The sequence below is a fragment of the Natronocella acetinitrilica genome, from assembly GCF_024170285.1.
GTDB classification, from domain to species: Bacteria; Pseudomonadota; Gammaproteobacteria; order Nitrococcales; family Aquisalimonadaceae; genus Natronocella; species Natronocella acetinitrilica.
In genome coordinates this window covers 25,402-44,431 of record NZ_JALJXV010000012.1, presented here as the reverse complement: position 1 = coordinate 44,431, position 19,030 = coordinate 25,402, and the positions used below count along the sequence as shown (strand labels likewise).

The window sequence follows — 19,030 nt, the reverse complement described above, 5'->3', positions numbered from 1 at the left end:
CCGATGCGACCCTGCCGTTACCACCGGTGATGGCAGGGTCGCACCCATGCCGCGAACGGAGTCCCCCTGCCATGCACTACGCCAGCCAGCTCTACCGTGGGCTATTGAACGGCATGGCCGTCGTCGCTGCACTGACCCTGGTGTGGCTCATGGTGGCCGTGGTGCTGTCGGTACTGATGCGCAACTTCGGGCTGCAACCCTGGTCCTGGCTGTTCGTGTCCACCGAGTACGGCATGTTCTACCTGACCCTGCTGGGGGCTCCCTGGCTGGTGCGGGAAAAGGGCCATGTGCATATCGAGCTTCTCACCGCGGCACTACCGCCGACCATGCTGCAGGTCGTCAGTCGGCTGGTGGCGCTGCTCTGCGTGCTGGCCTGCGCGGTGCTGGCCTGGAAAGGCTTCGACCTGGTGATGACCCACATCGAGCGCGGCTCGACCGACACCCGTGGGGGCTACTTCATCCCACGGTGGATACTCACGTCGGCCTACCCCATCTGTTTCGGGTTGATGGCCATCGAATTCTTCCGCTTCGTGGTCGGGCGCGACCTGCTGCATAGCGGCCAGGCGGGGATCGCGGAATGATGGAATGGTATCAGGCCCTGGGGCTTCTGCTTGGCATCATTATCGTGTTGCTGGCACTGGGCATGCCAGTGGCCGTGGCCTTCATCGCGGCCAACATCGTCGGCGCATGGATCTTCATGGGCGGCGAGCGCGGCGTCACCCAATTGCTCAATAACGGCTTCGGGGCGTTATCGCGATACAGCCTTGTGCCCATACCGCTATTTCTGCTCATGGGCGAGTTGTTCTTCCGAACCGGGCTCGGCATGCGCATGTTCAACGCCATTGATGCGTTGATGGGGCGGGTGCCGGGTCGGCTGTCCTACGTGACCGTGCTCGGGGGCACCGGCTTTTCCACCCTCAGCGGCTCCAGCATGGGCTCCACCGCCCTGCTCGGTTCGCTGATGGTCCCGGAGATGCAGCGTCGCGGCTACAAGAAGCACATGTCCATCGGCCCCATCCTCGGCACCGGCGGCCTGGCCATCATCATTCCGCCTTCCGCCCTGGCGGTGTTGCTGGCAACGCTGGCGCAGATCAACATCGGCGCCCTGCTGGTAGCCGGGCTCATACCCGGGCTCATTCTCGCCGCCTTCTACATGTGCACCATCTGGCTGCGCACGAAACTCGACCCCTCCGCCGCGCCCGCCTACGACATGGAGCCCATCCCGGGGCGGCAGAAGCTGCTGCTCATCTTGCGGGATATCCTGCCAATGATCTCGGTGATGGTGATCATCGTCGCCATGATGCTGGCCGGCTTCGCCACACCGTCGGAGGCAGCGGCCTTTGGCGCCCTGGGTGTGCTGATCCTGGGGGCGATTTTCCGCGGCCTGACCTGGAAGGCGATCCGCCAATCCCTGGAAGGCACGCTGCGCATCACACTGATGGCCTTTCTCATCGTCTTCGGGTCAGCCACCTTTAGCCAGTTGCTGGCCTTCTCCGGGGCCTCCAGCGGCCTGATCAACTGGGCCACCAGCTATGAGTTGGCACCCATCATGATGCTGCTGGCCATGTTCGCGGTGTTGTTGCTGCTGGGCACCTTCATGGAGCAGATCTCCATCATGCTGCTGACAGTGCCCATCTTCTTCCCGCTGGCCCAGAGCCTGGGCTTTGACCTGATCTGGTTCGGCCTGATCATTCTGCTGGCGCTGGAAATCAGCTTTACCACGCCGCCCTTCGGCCTGCTGCTGTTTGTCATGAAGGGCGTGGCGCCACCAGGTACCCGGATGACGGAAATCTACGCCGCCGCCATTCCCTACATCCTCTGCTCCATGCTGCTGGTGGCGCTGCTGATCGCATTTCCGTCCCTGGCCCTCTGGCTGCCGAGCATGCTGCGATGACACGGTGGAATTCAGACTCAACTGCCGGACGGCGGCTCGGTCACGTGACGCCAGTAGCGGGCATTTCTGTCCCCGGCGCGGCTCAGGTTGATCTGCAGGCGGTAGCGATCCGGGCGGTACAGCGCCTGCAGCAATTCGATGCCATCGCCGTTGACGTCGTAGACCAGGCGGGTCAGCGCAATCAGCGGCGCACCCTCCGCCACCTCCAGGGCCTCCGCGATCTCCTGGCTGGCCAGTGTCGCCGACACGGTCTGGGTGGCGGAATCAAGCTTCACCCCACTGCGCTCGAGCAGGGCGTAGAGCGGCCTGGCGGCCAGATCGGCCTCGGAATAACCCTGGGCGATCGCCTCCGGCACGTAGGTGGTGAGATAGGAAAAGGGTTTGCCATCGATCAGCCGCAGCCGCACCGAGCGCTGCACACGGGCACCGGCGGGCAGGCCGAGCTGCTGGCGCACCGACTCCGGCGCCGGCATGTAATTGAAGGCCAGCAGGCGGATCTGGGAGTCCTTGCCCATGCGCATGATATTGGGCAGCAGATTGGAGGAGTCCGCCGTGATCAGGGTGGTGCTCAATGCCTGATCAAGCACCACGGTGCCCACGCCCGGTGTGCGCCGGATCATGCCTGCGTCCTCCAGGGCGGCCAGCGCCCTGCGCACCGTGACCCGGGAGACGCCGAAACGCTCCACCAGCCGCAGTTCACCAGGCAGTTTCTCCCCCGGCGGGTAAACGCCGCTGATGATCTCGTCGCGCAAGGCCAGATAGACCCGATGGGACTTGGCGCCCTCCACGGAGACACGATGTGCCGGCTGGACCAATGGACCTCTCCCCCAATGGCGGCCAAACGCCGCAGTTGTATCCTGAATAATACAATTCGCCGTCTCGCACTGCCAAACCCGGACCAGCGGAGTTCAGACCATGTCAGCCGATCGAAACCAGCTCCTCGTCACACCCGCGGGATCGGCCAATCATTCCGCCCTGGACCTGGTGCTTCAGTTTCTTCGGGCCATGGAGGCACGTCGACTGGAGCAGGCCCGCGCTCTGACTGCGCCGGGATTCACGATGGTTTTCCCCGGCGGTGCCCGGCTGCGAAGCCTGGAGGACCTGGTCAGCTGGGCAAGCCGGCGATACCGCTCCGTACACAAGCAGTTCACTGCAGCCGACATACTCGAGGACACCGAAACCACGGTGGTTTACTGCCGCGGCACCCTGTCCGGCGCCTGGCCCGATGGCAGCGTGTTCAGGGATGTGCGATTCATCGACCGCTTCGAGGTCCGCAATGGCCTGCTCACCGACCAGCAGGTCTGGAACGATCTGGCAGAGACAGCCTCCGCCGCGGACTGAGCCACCCACTCCCACGACATCTCATGGAACTTCAAACCCATGGCTGAACCACACCCTACATCCGATCTGCCGTCCCGGCTCCGTGGCCCCGAGATCGTGGTCGCACCCGGTGTTTATGACGCCCTGAGTGCATCCCTGGCCGAGCAGGCTGGCTTTGATACCGTCTACTTGTCCGGCGCCAGCCTGGCCTATACCAAGCTCGGCCGCCCCGACATCGGCCTGCTCAGTCTGCACGAAATTGCCGATACATTGGCGCATCTGCGCGAGCGCATCAGTGCATCCATCGTCGTCGATTGCGACACCGGCTTCGGCAACGCGCTCAACGTCATGCGCTGCGTCCAGGTGCTGGAGCGCGCCGGCGCCTCGGCCCTGCAATTCGAAGACCAGTCGTTCCCGAAGCGCTGTGGCCACCTGAAGGGCAAGCGTCTCATCGGTGCCGGCGAGATGGCGGGAAAAATCCAGGCGGCGGTAGACGCACGGCAGTCCGACGCCACCCTGATTATCGGCCGTACCGACGCCCTGGCCGTGCAAGGCATGGAGGCAGCCCTGGAGCGCGGCGAGCGTTACCTGGAGGCCGGCGCGGACATGCTGTTCGTCGAGGGAATCCGCAGTGATGAGGAGGTAAGGCGGGTGATGGAGCGCTTCGGTCGGCGCATCCCCGTGATGGCCAATATGGTGGAAGGCGGCGTGACTCCATTGCAGGACGCCGCGACCTTGCAGCAACTGGGTTTCTCGCTGGTGATTTTCCCCGGTGCGCTGGTGCGTGCCTTCACCCACATGGCCCAGCGCTTCTTCGGCAGCCTCAGGGCCCATGGCAGCACCGATCCCTTCCGCGACCAGATGCTCGACTTCACTGCCCTGAACGCCCTGCTCGGCACCGACGACCTGCTGGCGCTGGGCAAGCGCTACGAGATGAACGAGACCGCTTATTCGATGGAGGCAGACCATGATTCACAGTGACAAGACCGCGCGGGAGATCTTCCACGATGTGATGGCGAACCCGCAACGCGTCCCCTTCGGCTTCGGGCAAAAGGCGGTGCTGCTGAACACCGACCTGCAAAAAGCCTATACCCGGACCGATCTGTTCAAGACTGCCTACGAGACAGATCCGAAGCAGCTCGACTACGTCAACCAGCTGACCGCCGGATTTCGCCGCCTGAGTTGGCCCATCGTCTGGACCAATGTCGCCTTCGTGGAGTCCGGAGAGGACGCCGGCGTCTGGGGCACCCGCACCGATACACCGGATTCACTGCAGAACATCAAATACGGAACCGAGCGGGCCGAACTCGACGACCGCCTTGACGTGCAACCCCAGGACATCAAGTACACCAAACGCATGCCGTCGGCCTTTTTCGAGACGCCGCTGCAATCCCTGCTGGTCTGGCACCAGGTGGATACGGTGATTGTCACCGGTGGTTCCACCTCGGGCTGCATCCGCGCTACCGCCGTGGAGAGCCTGTCCCGGGGCTATCGCACCATCGTTCCCGAGGAGTGTGTCGCCGACAAGCACGAGAGCTATCACTACGCCAACCTCACCGACCTGCATCTCAAGTACGCCGACGTGGTGAAGGTGCAGACCGTGCTGGACTGGCTGGCGGAACAGGCGAGCCACGGAGGTCGGTGATGAAGGAAGCCCCCGACTACTACGACTACTGGCCCTACGAGAATCGACCATCAATCCGTTGGCCCGGTGGCGCCCGGCTGGCGTTCTGGGTGGCGCCCAACATCGAGTACTACGAGCTGGACCCGCCGAAGAACCCCCAGCGAGCCGCATGGCCACACCCCACGCCTGCGGTGCCGGGCTACAGCATCCGCGACTATGGAAACCGGGTGGGCCACCACCGGCAGATGGCACTGCTGGACAAGTACGGCATCAAGGGTTCGGTGTCCCTGTCGGTGGCCCTCTGCGACCACCACCCGGAAATCATTGCCATGTGCCGGGACCGGGGCTGGGAGATCTTCAGCCACGGCATCTACAACACCCGCTACACCTACGGCCTGTCACAGGATCAGGAACGGTCCATGATCCGCGACTCCATGGAGTCCATCCACCGACACACCGGGCAGAAGTGCGCCGGCTACCTGGCGCCGGCACTCTCTCACTCCGAGCACACGCTGGACCTGTTCGCCGAAGTCGGCACGGAATTGTTCGGCGATGACGCGGGCATCTATACCTGCGACCTGTTTCACGACGATCAGCCCACACCCATCCGGCTTCGAAGCGGCAAGCGCTTCGTCTCGGTGCCCTACTCCCTGGAGATGAACGACACCATCGTCTACGCCGTGAACAAGGTCGAACCCCGGCACTACCTCACCATGCTGAAAAACAATTTCGACCGGCTGTACGCCGAGGGCGCGGAATCCGGGACGGTGATGTGCATTCCTACCCACAACTACCAGGTCAGCTGCCCGCATCGCATCAAGGCCTTCGAGGAGGCCCTGGAGTACATCACGGGTCACAGAGACGTGTGGGTGACCACGGGCCGGGAGATCGCCGAATATTATCTGCAGCACTGTTACGACGCGGCGGTTGCAGACATTGCCACCAAGCAGGGCGGGAGGACGGCATGAGCCTGGATGATGACTATCTGCGCTACGCCTGGCGCCGCCATGGTTACGACCATGACTGGTATGAATGGTCCATGCTGCACGAGCGCCCGGCAGTCCGTTGGCCGGAGAACAAGCCCCTGGCCCTGTGGCTCAACGTTTCTGTGCAGTTCTTCCCGCTGAACCAGCGCAACATTCCCTTCAAGGTGCCCAACGGCATGACCATGCCCTACCCGGACCTGCGCCATTTTTCGCTGCGGGAATACGGCAACCGGGTGGGTATCTACCGCGTGCTGAAGGCACTGGATCACTACGGCGTGACGCCCACCTTCGCGGTGAACACCCAGGTGGCCGAGCGCATGCCCTACTTGCGCGATGCGCTGGTGGAGCGCGGCGACGAGATTCTCTGCCACGGCTGGAACATGGATCACCAGCATTACGGTGGCCAGGATCGCGACGAAGAGGCTGAACTGGTGAAACGGGCCGTGGGCGGGCTGCGCGACCTCACCGGGCGCGATATTCGCGGCTGGCTGAGTCCGGCCAGGGTGCACAGCCCCAACACGCCGGGTTTGCTGGTGGAAAACGGCATCCAGTGGTTCGGCGACTGGGTCAACGATGACATGCCCTACCCATTCCGGACGGACAAGGGCGTGCTCCACGCGATCCCGCTGTCCACGGAGCTGGAGGATCAGTTCATCCTCTGCAACAACCTGCACTCGGAGGCCTCCTGGGCGGAACAGATTGCTGACGCCTGTGATTTCCTGCTGGCGGAAGCACGGCAGCAGGGTGGGCGTTTGCTCGCCCTCAATATCCACCCCTGGCTCATGGGGCAACCCCACCGAATCGGCTATCTGGAGCAGGTACTGGCACACGTCATGGGCAGCGGGCAGGTCTGGAGCGCCTCGGCCAGCGACATTCTCGCCCGCTGTCAGGCATCCCAGGAGTAACCGGCATGGCAATACGCGATGTATCCACCGCCGGCGAGATGGATTTTTCGCTGCCGCTTTTGATCGTTGGCGGCGGAGCCTGCGGCATGGTAGCGGCCCTGGCCGCCGCCGATGCGGGCTGCGAGGTCGCGGTACTGGAGCGCGACCCCATCCCCCGGGGCAATACCTTCATGTCCTCCGGCTTCATTCCCGCCGCCGGCACCCGCTTTCAGGCCGCAAAGGGGATCAGTGACTCGGTGCAGACCATGGCGGCGGACATCCACCGCAAGAACCATGACCAGGCCGATCCGGACATCGTGCGAACGCTCGCAGAGGCCAGCTCCGGCACTATCGAATGGCTGGCCGATCGTCACGGCATTCCCTTGGACGTAGTGGACGGCTTTCTCTACCCGGGTCATTCGGTGATGCGCATGCACAGCACGCCGCGCCGCACCGGCGAGGAGCTGATCGCCTGCCTGACCAACGCCGCCGAGGCCGCTGGGGTGCATGTGGTCACCAATGCCCGCGTTGCCGACCTGTACGTGGGTGACCGCAAGCGCATTGCCGGCGTGGGGATCACGCGCCCGGATGGCGAACAGGAGAAGATCGGCTGTGATGCACTCTTGCTCGCCTGCAACGGCTTCGGTGCCAACCCGGAACTGGTGGCCCGCTACCTGCCGTCCATGACCAGCGCCGTCTACTACGGCCACGAGGGTAACCAGGGTGACGCCCTGCTCTGGGGCGAGGCCCTGGGTGCGAAGCTTGCCGATCTCGAGTCCTTCCAGGGGCACGGCTCGCTGGCCTGGCCTCACCAGACCCTGATCACCTGGGCGCTGATGATGCAGGGGGGTGTACAGGTCAACCGCCGCGGCGAACGCTTCTCCGATGAACACGGCGGCTACTCCGAGCAGGCCGCCCGGGTGCTGCAGCAGCCCGAGGGCAAGGTGTGGAACATCTATGACGAGCGCATTCATGCCTTCGCCGAGGAAGGCTTCGAGGATTACCGCAACGCGGTGGCAGCGGGCGCGGTGAAACGGGCCGATACCGTTGCCGAGTTGGCGCAGACGCTGCGCCTTCCTGCCGAGGCCCTGGAGGCCACCATCAGGGAGACAAACCACCATGCCCGGACCGGGGAACCGGACCGTTTTGGCCGGCGCTTCACCACGGAGAGCCTGCTGCAACCGCCGTATCGCGCGGTGCAGGTGACCGGTGCGCTGTTCCACACCCAGGGTGGACTGGTGATCGACAGCGGCGGGCATGTACTCGACACTGCGGGACAACGCTTCCCGAATTTGTTCGCCGCCGGCGGCGCCGCCCGGGGGATTTCCGGCACCGGGGACGCCGGCTACCTGTCCGGCAACGGCCTGCTGAGCGCCGTAGTCATGGGCGCCATTGCCGGTGGCAGCGCGGCCCGGCAGATCGCGGCCTGAGCGAGTCATTCACCATGCACGAGTCAGACAACACGACAACGAAGGGGGCACTGTCCGGCGTTCGCGTGCTGGACCTGTCCCGCATACTGGCAGGCCCATGGGCCGCGCAGAACCTGGCCGACCTGGGTGCCGAGGTCATCAAGGTGGAACGCCCGGGGCGGGGTGATGACACGCGCCGCTGGGGTCCTCCCTATCTGCGGGACGGCAACGGCAACGACACCAGCGAAGCGGCCTATTTTCTGAGCGCCAATCGCAATAAGCGGTCGGTGACCATCGATATCACCACCGAGGCGGGTCAGCGCCTGGTAAGGGAGCTGGCAGCGAGATCGGATGTGCTCATCGAGAACTACAAGGTCGGCGGGCTCAAGCGATACGGCCTGGATCAGGAATCGCTGCGGGCGCTCAACCCGCGGCTGATCTACTGCTCGGTCACCGGTTTCGGGCAGGACGGCCCCTACGCCCATCGAGCCGGTTATGACTTCCTGATCCAGGGCATGGGCGGACTGATGAGCATTACCGGACACCCGGATGATGCCCCCGGTGGCGGACCGATGAAGGCCGGTGTCGCCATCACCGACATCGTCACCGGCCTCTACGCCAGCATCGCCATACTAGCCGCGCTGAATCATCGCCAGGCCAGTGGCGAGGGCCAGTACATCGATATGGCCCTGCTTGATGTGCAGATCGCCTGCCTGGCCAACCAGAACATGAACTATCTCACCACCGGCAAGGCGCCGGGGCGCATGGGCAATGCCCACCCGAATATCGTGCCTTACCAGGATTTTCCGGCAGCGGACGGCGACCTGATTCTTACCATCGGCAACGATGACCAGTTCGCCCGCTTCTGCACCGTGGCCGATCACCCGGAGTGGGCGGACGACCCGCGCTTCGCCACCAACGCAGAACGGGTGCGGCACCGGGAGGTGCTGGTCCCCATGATCCGCCAGACCACGGTGATGCGAACGCGGGAGACCTGGATTTCGCAACTGGAAGCCGCCGGTGTGCCCTGCGGCCCCATCAACCGGATTGACGAAGTCTTTGCCAACCCCCAGGTGCAGGCACGGGGCATGCAGGTGAGCTTGCCCCATCCGGTGGCTGGCAGCACACCACTGGTGGCGAGCCCGATCCGACTGTCCGAGACGCCGGTGCGCTACCGTCATCCACCACCCGGCCTCGGCCAGCACACCCGGGAGGTTCTCGCCGAGACACTGGGGCTGGGCGACGACGCGTTGGACCGCCTGCAGGGCGATGGCGTCATCTGACGGCCGTCAATCGAACTCCGCCAACGCCTGATCGCGCAGCTTCAACAAGGCAGCGCTGGTGTCCACCCGGTAGGCCGGTTCGGCGTCCCGCAGCCCACGCACTGCGGCAGGCATGGCCTGCAGCGTGTTCCAGGCAAGATCATGGGCTGATGCGACAGGCTGTTCCGGCCTGACGATGGCACCCTGCTCCACCACCGGCACCAGCAGGGGCTCGGCGTCGCGCTGCTCATGGCGGCGGGTGATTTCGTCGTGGGTAATACGCCCATCGCCATCACGGAACCGCCAGACCTGCTTGGCGCCTGGGACGAGCTGCTTGCCCGGGGAGTTCTTCAGCCGCGGCTCGCCAGCGTACTCGGTGAGTTTGTAGGCCAGGTCCAGCGTCGGGGCGTCGGCAACGCTGCCCATCTCGGTGCCGACTCCGAATCCGTCGATGGGTGCGTCCGCAGCCAGCAGTGCCTGCACGGCGTGCTCGTCAAGCCCGCCACTGACGACAATGCGGATCCGCTGCAGGCCGGCGGTATCGAACCGTGACCGCACCTGTCTGGCCAGGGCACCAAGATCGCCGGAGTCCAGTCGCACGGCGCCAATATCCAGCCCCTCGTCCCGCGCCAGCCGGATGACCTTGTCCGCCGCGGCGAGGGTGTCGTAGGTATCCAGTAGCAGGGTGGTGCCCGGATAAAGTCGGGCGTAGAGGCGAAATGCTTCCTCCTCGTCGTGATGAGCCTGGATAAAGGAGTGCGCCATGGTGCCGCTGGCCTGCATCCCATAGCGCAGTGCGCCCAGCACATTGCTGGTGGCGGTGAGGCCGGCCACCTGATACGCGCGGACACCGCGCAGGGCAGCGTCCATGCCGTGCATCCGTCGCATGCCGAAATCCACCACCGGACGGCCATCTGCCGCCAGCACCACCCGCATCGCCTTGGATGCCAGCAGCGTCTCCAGGTTGATGTAATTCATCACCAGCGTTTCCAGCAACTGGGCCTCGATCACCGGCGCCCGCACCTCCAGCAAGGGCTCATGGGGAAACACCGGTGTACCCTCCGGCAGCACATGGATATCGCCGCTGAAGCGGAAGCCTTCCAACCAGGCGAGGAAGTCGCCCTTGAACAGTCCCAGGGTATCCAGACGATCGAGCTGAGCGCGGGGAAAGTGCAGCTCTGTCACCAGCCGCGCCACGTGCTCCTGGCCACAGGCCAGCATCACGTTGCGGTGCGCAGGCAGCTTGCGGAAGAACAGGCTGAACACCGCCGGCTCATGCATGCGCTCTGCCCAGTAGGCCTGGGCCATGGTCAGTTCGTAGAGGTCGGTCAGCAAGGCGAGTTCGTCGCTTTGCGGCCAGAGAGTGTGCATATCGGGACAATCCGCTCCGCCGGTCAGGTGCCGGCAGTGTAACGATAGACCCTGGGCGAGGAAACGCGGATGCCGCAACCGGCGTTGACCGGCGTCAAGCCGCGCAGGGTACGGAAGGCGTAGCATGCAGCGTCACGTTGGCTGCACAGCCACGGGAGAGCACCCATGTTTCGAGATCGGATCGATGCCGCCGACAGGCTCGCTGGTGCTTTGCGCCACTTGCGAGGCTTGAACCCCCTGATACTGGCCATTCCACGGGGCGGTGTCCCCATGGGCGCTATCGTCGCTGCTGCGCTTGGTGGCGAGCTGGATATCGTGCTGGTCCGCAAGCTACCGGCACCGGGTAATCCCGAATACGCAATCGGCGCTGTGGGCGAGGACGGTGCCGTGTATTGCTCCCCGGAGATGCGAGCCATCTACGGCTCGGATTATGTGGACCAGGCAGCACAGGAGCAGGTACAGCGACTGCAGACACGCCGGGCCATGTACACACCGGTTCGCACGTCCGTTGACCCGGAAGGCCGGGTAACCGTGGTGGTGGATGATGGCAGCGCCACCGGCGCCACCATGGCCATGGCGCTGCGCAGCGCCCGCGCGCGGCACCCTCGCCGCCTCATTGCGGCCCTTGCGGTGGCGCCGCCAGAGGTGTTACGGGACCTCGAGACACTGGCCGATGAAGTCGTCTGCCTGGAATCGCCGGAGCACCTCATGGCGGTGGGACAGTTCTTCACGGATTTCAGTCAGGTGAATGACGAGGCAGTGGTGCAGGCCCTGCGTCAGGCAGCGCAAGCAGGACTGCTGCAAACACCGGATGAGACATCACGCCCAGCAAGGCAACCATGAATTCAGCCACAGACCCACCGGCCGTCACCATGGCCGAGAAAGTGGCCTTTCTGAGTGTGGCTGACCACTATCCGGAAGCACCCCGGTCGGTCACGACGATCGAGACCCACTTCTCCCACGTGTTTCTCACCGACCGGCACGTCTATAAGCTGAAGAAGCCCGAGCGATTCCCCTCGCTGGACTTGTCCACTCTGGCCGCACGCCACAGAAACTGCCTGATGGAGACACGCGTCAATCGCGTGCTGTCTCCCGACGTCTATCTGGGCGTGGTACCGCTGCTCTGGAGTACGAACACGGGCCTCTCATTGAAGTCGGCCGGCGTTGCGGTGGACTATCTCGTGCACATGAGGCGCCTGGACGAGTGCGACAATCTGGCTTATCAGCTTCGCCACGATGGCCCAGCAGCCGACGAGGTCGACCGCGCCGCCGACACTCTGGCGGCATTCTACGCCAGGGGAAAGCGACGCCGGCCACTCAAGCTGGAGGAGCGCCACTACCGCCACCAAAGCCTGCGTGACGAAATCCATGACCACCTGGGACGCTGTCCGCCAGCCGATGCACTGTGCGATGCGCTGACGAGCTGGCTGGACAGTCAGGCCAAAACCCTGACAACACGCCATAGGGTCGACGCCCATGGCGACCTGCGCCCACAGCATGTCTACCTCGGCAAGCGCCCACTGTTGATCGACCGACTGGAATTCGATGCACGGCTGCGGCTGGTCGACCCCGTTGAGGAACTCTGCTTCTTGCGGCTGGAATGCGACCGCCTTGGGGGAAGGTGGGTGGGCGAGCGTTTCCTCGACCGCTATGCGGCCCTTACGGGAGACAAGCGCCTGTCCGGACTGGAGAACTACTACGAGGCGGGACGGGCCCTGCTCTGGGCCTTGCTGGCAGCGAGGCACCTGGCAACAACTACCGGGGATGAAAGGCACTGGCACCAACGTGCGTACGACTACCTGAACCGTGGCTTGGGCCGCATGGGCGTGTTCAGTCGCAGGGTGCTCGAAGCGCCTTGATGGCACAAGCCAGGAGCGGCTCCACCGGAATGATCTGCAGGTGCTCTGGTGGCTGTTCCAGCAGCGAGCTTTCCACGGAGTTGGTGACCCACAATCTATCCACCAGGGACGGTCCCAGCAAACTGCCTGCACCACCCGCAAACAGCCCATGGCTGGCCACGGCGACAACCTCCGCCGCGCCACCCTGCCGGCAGGCTTCCGCGGCCCTTGCCATGGTGGTTCCACCGGCAATGAGGTCGTCAACGATGACCGCTCGGCAGCCGTCCAGTCGGCCGACCACCGCGTCCCCTGTTACATGGTCATCAGTACGGTGCTTCTCCATGAAAACCAGATGGGATGTTTGCCCCGTGGCCTCCTCGACTGCGGCGCGAAAAAGCTCGGCACGTTTGACACCGCCAGTGTCCGGCGAGACCACGGCCAGGGGCAGCGCTGACGGCAGCTCCGCGAGCTTCTGCGCGAATGCGTGGCGCGCCTCGAGATGCACGGTTTCGCAGCGAAAGGCATTCTCGAAGGCGGCCACGTTGTGCACATCGAGCACAACCATACGTGCCGTACCCATTGCTTCGAACAGCGCGGCCAGATACCGCAGTGTGAGCGGGTCCTGGGGCTTGGTGCGGCGGTCCTTCCGGGCGTAGGGCAGGTAGGGGGCCACCACGGTGACGCGGGCCGCGCCGGCGTCCCGCAGCGTGGCAACGAGCAACAGCACGCGCATCAACCGGTCATTGACGCCATCGTTAGCCGAGCCGGCCAGTCGCGCGACGATGTAGACATCCTGATGGCGGACATCCACCAGCGGTCGGATCTTGTGCTCCCCGTCCTCGAACAGGCGCTCCTCCAGGGGAGCCAGTTCGATACCCAGTGCTTCACCCATGCTCTCGCGGAACCCGGCGGACTCACCGGGCGCGAAAACAAGCATGCCGTGATCACCACTCAACGGCGCGGGTACCGTGGCGTCAGGCCGACGGGCAACGCGCCCGCACGCAGACCATGGCCGCCGGAACTGTTGCGGGGACCAATGGGAATGAGGCTGCCGTCGAGAAACCGCGGCCGTTCACCATCTTTCATCCTGGCGTAATCCACGGGCTCGGCCTGCAGCAGTTCGTCACGTGTGGTATCAAGCAGGAAGGATTCCCCATCGTCATCCAGGTCATCGTAGCGCACCGCGACCTTGTGGGTGCCAATCCCCAGGAAACCGCCCACGGGGATAATCACGGCCACCATACGCCGATCGGCGATCAGCAGGTCATCAATAAAGCCGATCCATTCGCCCCTGGCATTCCAGATCGGCTCCGACAGCAACCAGTTGAGCCGATTGTGCGGGCGCACGGAGTCTCGCTCGTAGGTGGCCAGCTGGTTGATCTCTTCGCGGCCGAGATCGCTCTGGAAGCTGGGACCGAAGTCGTGCCATTCGGCGGTCAGGCGATCGTACTCAAGAATCAGCCGACTGCTGCCAATGCCGAACACACCACCGACCGACAGCACGACGGCATGCAGATCCAGGCGGTCGAAAATAGCGTCATTGACCGTGCCGAGCCTCTCGCCATCGGCGTCATGGACCACAGCGCCGAGTATATCCTGCGCACTCCACAACGGCGGCGCATTGCCCGTCTCGTCGGCGATTGCCTTCTGACCGAGCACACAGATCATGAACAGACAGACGGCGACAAAGCCCCTGTGCACAACGCCTCCCGAGCGATGACAGACACGACGATAGCACCGACACTGCGGTGCTCTCCGAATACGTGTTTACCTCTTTATATAGAGTGCCCGGAAACAAATGCAACAGGTTGCGACCGAATCAGCGCAACCGGTTGCATGACGGCCAGACGGAATCCATTACTGATTGTCAGCTCCTGAGCGCAGGGGCCCGAGCGTGCCATCTCCCATGATCCAACCCGGGGACAGATCGAAGCCCTCCGGAATATCCTGGATCTGCCGCACCGGCCCCATGGGCCCGCGGTCGGTTACCCAGACTTCGGGCCGGTCACTGCCGCTGGCGGTCTGCACCAGCAACTCGTTGGCCGCGCTGGAAAGCGGCGTCAACGGCTCGCCCCCCGGCAGTCGCGACGGTGGCGCATCACCCATGAAGACCTCCGGCAGCGGCACGATGGCCTGACCCGGCTCCATCACCCCTCCGCCGTCAGCGGATCGCGTGGGCGCCAGGGGACCGGGGGCCTCCCAGGGCCGACCCTGGAGCAGCGCACCACCGGGGTCGTTCGGCTGGTCACCACGCATGCCGCTGACCAGCGCCTGGAAATCAAGCTCGGGTATGCCCGCACCGGGCTGCCCCTGGGAAGTGGCACCCGTGTTACCCGGCGCCACTGGCACGATGGCCGTTACTTCGGGCATCCCGGGTTCCGGAATGTGCGGCGCGGTCATGGTGCGATCGGGAAACATGCCTTCAACGGAGCTGATTGGCTGCGGTGCATCCGGCGTCGTGAAAGAGTCTACATCCCGGTTGATGGTCGGCGTCGGGGGCGGCATGCCAAGACCCTGCTCCCGCGCAGTCTCCGCCACGTTCATGCGCAAGGTCGTGTTGCCCACCCTGGCGTTGACGTCGCGTTCGGCCATGAAGGGCACCTGTTCGTTGAAGTCCCGCAATACGCGGGCGGCTTCGCTTTCACGCTGCAGCCGGGCGGCCTCGGCCGGATCGAAACTCACCGATGCATTGCCCAGGGGTACTGACTGGGACTGGCCGTCCCGAATGGCCTTCAATGTACCAGGACCTGAGCCGAGGATGGACTGGAAGGCGGACAGGCCCGCGTGGCCGAGGTTGATCTCGTCGGCGCGTCCGTCGGCGGCCATCTCCGCCATGTATTGGCCACCGCTGACGACGGCATCCAGCACCATCTTGGACGGCTCATTGGGCAGATTGATGTTGATGGGTGTCGCCAGCAGGCCGACGCCGAACGCAGTGCCGCGCACCTTGGCGGCATCGCCGATGGCTTGCAGCGTCTCGGCGCGGTCGGTTTCGTCATCCATGACCGCGGCCAGGGAGTCCACGGCGAGGAAACCACCGTTGGCCGTGCCGCCCATGGCGGTATGGATCTTGGCGCCCTCGATGGCCTTGGTCTTGAGAGTTGCGCCCGGCGCGCTGACAGTTTCAACCAGCCCCGGCAGCATGGCCTTGCCAACGGCCCCCGTCCCGCCAAGCACGCCACCGGCAAGGCCATCGAGGAGCTTCGTCTGCGTCAGGTCACCGGCGTCGGTGTTGGAGCGCTCCAGCAGTCCGGCCATGCTCAACGCGCTGTAGGTGATCGAGGTGTTTTCGCTCTCCACACCCGGCAGGAAGTTATTGGTAAACCAGGTATCAAGCCCCTGCTCGATGTCACTCAGGACCAGGTTGGTACCGGCGCCGAACGTCGCACCAGTGCCGATACCGCTCGCAATGGCCCCGGGGCCGGTGGGTAAGCCTGCGGTGCCGCCTGCCGCAAACCCGAGGGCGCCAACGGACACCACCGCCATGCCCTTGCCGGCGCCGTACATCGTCTTGCCGATGCCCTGCACGGTCAGCGCGGTCTCCCGATGCGCCTGCAGGGTGCGCTCATGCTCGTCGTTCCAGTCTGCGACGACCTGCCCGATCTGACGCTGTGCCGTTGCCACATCCAGATCACCGGCCCGCAGGTCCGCCCGGATCTCGCCCAGCTTTTCCAGCGTTTCGACGTTATTCCGGTGGGCATCGTTATCGAAACCACCCTGGAAGACCGAGCGCACACCGTCAAAACCGGCCACGAGATCGTGCCGTCGCTCCAGGCGCCCCGCCTCCTGCAGGTGGATCTCGGACTTGAGCTGGTAGATCTGCTGCTCGACGCCCTGGGCAGAGGACGGCTCGCTGCCCGTACCGGTCTTCACGCCCCCCGGTGTCGAGACCTCACCCTCTTCAACCGCCTCGGTGATGTTCTCCATGGTCTCCCGGGCGCTGACCAGACGGCCAGGCAAGGCGTCACCCGCGCGATGCGGCCACTGCTTGCCATCCACCTCGCCGAGCGTCCGGTGCTTGTCCAGCACCGGATGCTTGGAGCCGGCTTCGGTCTGACGGTTCAGGGATTCGCTGAACTCCCCCACCTGCCGATTGACGGAATCCGGCGTCTGGGAAGACGGCGGAACCTGCTGATTGGGGGTGGGATGGTTGACATGATTATTCGGATTGGGCGAAGGCGTCGCCATGATTGCTCTCCTCCTCGCCGGCATTTTTGCCGATCGTATCGTGCTATTGCCCCTGACCGTAGAAGGAGGATTCAGGAAATAAAATCAAGCTTTCGGCGTAGTACCTGCGGCAGTCAGGCGGTTGAAAGCGCAAGCTGGTAGAGCGCGGAATCCACGTTTCCGCCGGATGCCACAACGATCACCACGTCGCCGTCGATGGCCTGGGAGCGACAGAGCGCGGCGGCCAGCGCCACGGCGCCACCGGGTTCCAGCACCAGCTTGAGCCGGGAGAATGCGACGGCCATGGCACGCAGGGCCTCGTCATCGCTCACCACCAGACCGGGGCCGCAATGCCGCTGCAGGATCGGGAAGGTCAGCGCCCCGGGCATGGGCGTCACGATGGCGTCGCAGATGGAGCGGGCGCCGGGCTCGTTCCCGACCCGTCGCCCCGCGGCCAGTGAGCGCGTTGTGTCATCGAAGCCCGCCGGCTCGCAGGGACGGGGCCGCAGGCCCGGGGCGCGAGCGGCGAGCGCAAGCGAGATGCCGGCGGTGAGCCCGCCGCCGCCGCAGCAGACCAGCACATCCGCCTCGGTGATGCCGAATTCCTCCGCCTGCCGGGCGATCTCCAGCCCCACCGTTCCCTGGCCGGCGATCACCAGTGGTTCATCGTAGGGCCGGACAAGGGTCAACCCACGGTCCCGTTCCAGTGCCTCGCCCAGTGCCTCGCGACTTTCCGTATCCCGGTCATAGAGCACCACCTCGGCGCCCAGGGCGCGGGTGTTGTCGATTTTCAGCGCCGGGGCGTCCGCGGGCATGATGATCACCGCTGGCACGCCGTGCATCCGGGCCGCCAGGGCGATCGCCTGGGCATGGTTGCCCGACGAGTAGGCCAGCACGCCGCGGGACCGGATCGCGCTATCCAGCGCCGACAGGGCTGACCAGGCCCCCCGGAACTTGAACGAGCCGGTGTGCTGCAGGCACTCGGCCTTGACCAGCACGCGGCGCCCTGCCAGTTCGTTGATGAACGGTGACTCCAGCAGGGGAGTCACCCGGGCCACGCCATCCAGACGACGTGCGGCCGCCACGACACTTTCGATTGAAGTCATCGGCCGATCATACGGAAGGAAGCGCTGGCGTAGTAGCATGGCCCGCACATCGGTCAGGAGGAGACATCATGCAGACCCTGTGCGAACGGCTCGGGATCCGCTATCCGATCATTCAGGCGCCCATGGCCGGCGGCCCGACCACGCCGGAACTGGTGGCCGCGGTGAGTAACGCCGGCGGCCTGGGCTCGTTCGGGCTGGCGTCGACGCAGCCCGGGGACATGCGCGAGCTGATCCAGCGCGCGCGGGCGCTGACCAACGGCCCGATCAACGCCAACCTGTTCATCTACCCGGAGTCGCGCACTCCGGACGATGCGATAGTGGACGCCGCCATCGACGCCCTGAAGCCGTATTTCAGTGCGCTCGGCGCGGAGCCGCCGAGCGGGGTGCCCGCACCCTATGCGCCGGATTTCGCGGCGCAGCTCGATTGCCTGTTCGACCTCCGCCCCGAGGTGGTGACCTTTCATCTGGCGGCGCCGGAGGCGGCCCTGGTCGGCCGCCTGCAGGCTGCGGGCATGGTTGTCGGCGCATCCGCCACCAGCCCCGCTGAGGCCCGGGCCCTGCTGGTCAGCGGCGTCGACTTCATCGTCGCCCAGGGCGCCGAGGCCGGGGGTCACCGGGGCACATTTCTCGGCGACACCGAATCCGGCATGGTCGGCACCATGGCGCTGACCCGACTACTGGTTGCCGAGATGCGCGATCACGGTACCTCGGTGGTGGCCGCCGGGGGCATCATGGATGGCGCCGGCATGGCTGCGGCGATGGCTCTCGGCGCAGCCGGCGTGCAATTGGGCACGGCGTTTCTCGCCTGCCCGGAATCCGGCGCTTCACCGGTGCACAAGGCGGCCCTGGCCACGGCCGGCGAGGTGGGAACACGCATCACCCATCACTTCTCCGGCAAACCCGCTCGCACCGTGACCAATCGCTTCGCGATTGACAGCGCCGCCCGCTCGCTGCCGTATCTGCCATTTCCGGTGCAGAACAAGTTGACCGGCGGACTGCGTGCGGCGTCTGCCAGGGCTGGCACCGGTGACTTCATGTCGCTCTGGGCCGGACAGGCGGCAGCACTGGTCCGGGACCTTCCGGCCGCCGACCTGATGGCGCGCCTCCTGCAGGAGTACGACACAGCCCGTGCGGCACTGCCGGATCTGCAGGGAAACGGGTAGACTCTC

The 19,030-nt window shown here is 65.0% G+C and carries 18 protein-coding genes; 12 read left to right on the top strand and 6 right to left on the bottom strand.

Going from position 1 to position 19,030, the window contains the following annotated elements; genetic code table 11:
- The first annotated feature begins 71 nt into the window (after nt 1-71).
- Together J2T57_RS20245 and J2T57_RS20240 are read left to right on the top strand one after the other, a co-directional pair.
- On the top strand, nt 72-581 hold the full coding sequence (locus J2T57_RS20245) for a TRAP transporter small permease (protein WP_253484443.1): 510 nt from the start codon (nt 72-74) through the stop codon (nt 579-581).
- Nucleotides 578-1,894: a TRAP transporter large permease gene (locus J2T57_RS20240; RefSeq protein ID WP_253484440.1), complete on the top strand. Its 1,317-nt coding sequence runs from the start codon at nt 578-580 to the stop codon at nt 1,892-1,894. The genes J2T57_RS20245 and J2T57_RS20240 overlap by 4 nt, the downstream gene beginning before the upstream one ends.
- 17 nt (nt 1,895-1,911) lie before the next feature.
- Here the strand turns inward: J2T57_RS20240 and J2T57_RS20235 are convergent, their stop codons facing one another.
- Complete coding sequence (locus tag J2T57_RS20235; RefSeq protein ID WP_253484438.1) at nt 1,912-2,709, bottom strand: GntR family transcriptional regulator; 798 nt, start codon at nt 2,707-2,709, stop codon at nt 1,912-1,914.
- Between the two features lie 100 nt (nt 2,710-2,809).
- Between J2T57_RS20235 and J2T57_RS20230 the strand changes: the two genes are divergently transcribed.
- Genes J2T57_RS20230 through J2T57_RS20200 form a run of 7 tightly spaced genes read left to right on the top strand, consistent with a single transcriptional unit; the run spans nt 2,810 to nt 9,400 of the window.
- On the top strand, nt 2,810-3,235 hold the full coding sequence (locus J2T57_RS20230; protein WP_253484435.1) for a nuclear transport factor 2 family protein: 426 nt from the start codon (nt 2,810-2,812) through the stop codon (nt 3,233-3,235).
- Nucleotides 3,236-3,274: 39 nt separating this feature from the next.
- Complete coding sequence (locus J2T57_RS20225) at nt 3,275-4,195, top strand: isocitrate lyase/PEP mutase family protein (RefSeq protein WP_253484431.1); 921 nt, start codon at nt 3,275-3,277, stop codon at nt 4,193-4,195.
- Nucleotides 4,182-4,859 carry an isochorismatase family protein gene (locus tag J2T57_RS20220; protein WP_253484428.1) on the top strand — a complete coding sequence of 226 codons (678 nt, stop codon included), beginning with the start codon at nt 4,182-4,184 and terminating at the stop codon, nt 4,857-4,859. Before J2T57_RS20225 ends, J2T57_RS20220 begins: the two co-directional genes overlap by 14 nt.
- A complete protein-coding gene (locus J2T57_RS20215; protein WP_253484426.1) occupies nt 4,859-5,806 on the top strand; it encodes a polysaccharide deacetylase family protein in 948 nt (315 codons plus the stop codon). Before J2T57_RS20220 ends, J2T57_RS20215 begins: the two co-directional genes overlap by 1 nt.
- Nucleotides 5,803-6,729, top strand: coding sequence for a polysaccharide deacetylase family protein (locus tag J2T57_RS20210; RefSeq protein ID WP_253484423.1), 927 nt, complete (start codon nt 5,803-5,805; stop codon nt 6,727-6,729). Before J2T57_RS20215 ends, J2T57_RS20210 begins: the two co-directional genes overlap by 4 nt.
- Nucleotides 6,730-6,734: 5 nt before the next feature.
- A complete protein-coding gene (locus tag J2T57_RS20205; protein WP_253484420.1) occupies nt 6,735-8,138 on the top strand; it encodes an FAD-dependent oxidoreductase in 1,404 nt (467 codons plus the stop codon).
- Between the two features lie 14 nt (nt 8,139-8,152).
- The gene (locus J2T57_RS20200) at nt 8,153-9,400 is read left to right on the top strand and encodes a CaiB/BaiF CoA transferase family protein (protein ID WP_253484417.1); all 1,248 of its coding nucleotides are present in this window, start codon (nt 8,153-8,155) and stop codon (nt 9,398-9,400) included.
- A gap of 6 nt (nt 9,401-9,406) precedes the next feature.
- Here the strand turns inward: J2T57_RS20200 and J2T57_RS20195 are convergent, their stop codons facing one another.
- Nucleotides 9,407-10,750 (bottom strand): nicotinate phosphoribosyltransferase, encoded by a 1,344-nt coding sequence (locus tag J2T57_RS20195; protein WP_253484414.1) that lies wholly within the window; start codon nt 10,748-10,750, stop codon nt 9,407-9,409.
- 165 nt (nt 10,751-10,915) lie between these two features.
- Between J2T57_RS20195 and J2T57_RS20190 the strand changes: the two genes are divergently transcribed.
- Both J2T57_RS20190 and J2T57_RS20185 read left to right on the top strand, forming a co-directional pair.
- Nucleotides 10,916-11,593 (top strand): phosphoribosyltransferase, encoded by a 678-nt coding sequence (locus tag J2T57_RS20190; RefSeq protein ID WP_253484411.1) that lies wholly within the window; start codon nt 10,916-10,918, stop codon nt 11,591-11,593.
- A complete protein-coding gene (locus J2T57_RS20185; protein WP_253484408.1) occupies nt 11,590-12,609 on the top strand; it encodes a hypothetical protein in 1,020 nt (339 codons plus the stop codon). The genes J2T57_RS20190 and J2T57_RS20185 overlap by 4 nt, the downstream gene beginning before the upstream one ends.
- On the opposite strand, the gene J2T57_RS20180 is transcribed toward J2T57_RS20185, so the two are convergent.
- The 4 genes from J2T57_RS20180 to J2T57_RS20165 form a co-directional block, all read right to left on the bottom strand.
- Entirely contained in the window at nt 12,581-13,525 is a 945-nt protein-coding gene (locus J2T57_RS20180) for a ribose-phosphate diphosphokinase (protein WP_253484405.1), read from the bottom strand. The two genes, J2T57_RS20185 and J2T57_RS20180, sit on opposite strands and share 29 nt — an antisense overlap.
- 14 nt (nt 13,526-13,539) lie before the next feature.
- A complete protein-coding gene (locus J2T57_RS20175) occupies nt 13,540-14,289 on the bottom strand; it encodes a PRC-barrel domain-containing protein (protein WP_253484402.1) in 750 nt (249 codons plus the stop codon).
- Nucleotides 14,290-14,445: 156 nt separating this feature from the next.
- A complete protein-coding gene (locus J2T57_RS20170) occupies nt 14,446-16,776 on the bottom strand; it encodes a hypothetical protein (RefSeq protein ID WP_253484398.1) in 2,331 nt (776 codons plus the stop codon).
- A gap of 113 nt (nt 16,777-16,889) precedes the next feature.
- Entirely contained in the window at nt 16,890-17,861 is a 972-nt protein-coding gene (locus J2T57_RS20165) for a threonine ammonia-lyase (RefSeq protein ID WP_253484395.1), read from the bottom strand.
- A gap of 68 nt (nt 17,862-17,929) precedes the next feature.
- Between J2T57_RS20165 and J2T57_RS20160 the strand changes: the two genes are divergently transcribed.
- Entirely contained in the window at nt 17,930-19,024 is a 1,095-nt protein-coding gene (locus tag J2T57_RS20160; protein ID WP_253484391.1) for an NAD(P)H-dependent flavin oxidoreductase, read from the top strand.
- Nucleotides 19,025-19,030: the final 6 nt, after the last annotated feature.

Excerpts from the sequence above, each read along its gene's own strand:
- J2T57_RS20245 (WP_253484443.1), top strand. The coding sequence starts at position 72 with ATGCACTACGCCAGCCAGCTCTACCGTGGGCTATTGAACGGCATGGCC.
- J2T57_RS20240 (WP_253484440.1), top strand. The coding sequence starts at position 578 with ATGATGGAATGGTATCAGGCCCTGGGGCTTCTGCTTGGCATCATTATC.
- J2T57_RS20230 (WP_253484435.1), top strand. The coding sequence starts at position 2,810 with ATGTCAGCCGATCGAAACCAGCTCCTCGTCACACCCGCGGGATCGGCC.
- J2T57_RS20225 (WP_253484431.1), top strand. The coding sequence starts at position 3,275 with ATGGCTGAACCACACCCTACATCCGATCTGCCGTCCCGGCTCCGTGGC.
- J2T57_RS20220 (WP_253484428.1), top strand. The coding sequence starts at position 4,182 with ATGATTCACAGTGACAAGACCGCGCGGGAGATCTTCCACGATGTGATG.
- J2T57_RS20215 (WP_253484426.1), top strand. The coding sequence starts at position 4,859 with ATGAAGGAAGCCCCCGACTACTACGACTACTGGCCCTACGAGAATCGA.
- J2T57_RS20210 (WP_253484423.1), top strand. The coding sequence starts at position 5,803 with ATGAGCCTGGATGATGACTATCTGCGCTACGCCTGGCGCCGCCATGGT.
- J2T57_RS20205 (WP_253484420.1), top strand. The coding sequence starts at position 6,735 with ATGGCAATACGCGATGTATCCACCGCCGGCGAGATGGATTTTTCGCTG.
- J2T57_RS20200 (WP_253484417.1), top strand. The coding sequence starts at position 8,153 with ATGCACGAGTCAGACAACACGACAACGAAGGGGGCACTGTCCGGCGTT.
- J2T57_RS20195 (WP_253484414.1), bottom strand. The coding sequence starts at position 10,750 with ATGCACACTCTCTGGCCGCAAAGCGACGAACTCGCCTTGCTGACCGAC.
- J2T57_RS20190 (WP_253484411.1), top strand. The coding sequence starts at position 10,916 with ATGTTTCGAGATCGGATCGATGCCGCCGACAGGCTCGCTGGTGCTTTG.
- J2T57_RS20185 (WP_253484408.1), top strand. The coding sequence starts at position 11,590 with ATGAATTCAGCCACAGACCCACCGGCCGTCACCATGGCCGAGAAAGTG.
- J2T57_RS20180 (WP_253484405.1), bottom strand. The coding sequence starts at position 13,525 with ATGCTTGTTTTCGCGCCCGGTGAGTCCGCCGGGTTCCGCGAGAGCATG.
- J2T57_RS20170 (WP_253484398.1), bottom strand. The coding sequence starts at position 16,776 with ATGGCGACGCCTTCGCCCAATCCGAATAATCATGTCAACCATCCCACC.
- J2T57_RS20165 (WP_253484395.1), bottom strand. The coding sequence starts at position 17,861 with ATGACTTCAATCGAAAGTGTCGTGGCGGCCGCACGTCGTCTGGATGGC.
- J2T57_RS20160 (WP_253484391.1), top strand. The coding sequence starts at position 17,930 with ATGCAGACCCTGTGCGAACGGCTCGGGATCCGCTATCCGATCATTCAG.